Consider the following 478-nt stretch of genomic DNA (forward strand, 5'->3'; position numbering starts at 1 on the left):
CTTCAGGCCGGCCTCCTCGATGGCCTGGATCGCGCCGATGGCCATGTCGTCGTTGTGCGCGTACAGCACGTTGATCTTCTTGCCCTCGGCCTTGAGGAAGGCCTCCATCACTTCCTTGCCCTTGGCGCGGGTGAAGTCGCCGGTCTGCGAGCGGATGATCTTGAACTTCGGGTCGGCCTTGATGACTTCCTCGAAGCCCTTCTTGCGGTCGATGGCCGGGGCCGAGCCCACCGTGCCCTGCAGCTCGACGATGTTCACGTCGCCCTTGCTGTCCTTCATCTTCTCGACCAGCCAGCGGCCGGCCTTGCGGCCTTCTTCCACGAAGTCCGAGCCCATGAAGGTGACGTAGAGCGAGGTGTCCTTGACGTTTACGGCGCGGTCCGTGAGCACCACCGGGATCTTGGCGGCCTTGGCCTCGCGCAGCACCGGCTCCCAGCCCGATTCGACGACTGGCCAGAACGCGATCACGTCCACGCGC

1 protein-coding gene is annotated in these 478 nt (G+C 64.6%); it reads right to left on the bottom strand.

All coding sequences use genetic code 11. The annotated features are described in order from the left end of the window. On the bottom strand, positions 1–478 hold a 478-nt coding region (locus K9U40_RS23505), incomplete at both ends, for a substrate-binding domain-containing protein (protein WP_282892477.1).

The organism is Xanthobacter autotrophicus (assembly GCF_030015065.1).
GTDB lineage: Bacteria > Pseudomonadota > Alphaproteobacteria > Rhizobiales > Xanthobacteraceae > Xanthobacter > Xanthobacter autotrophicus_D.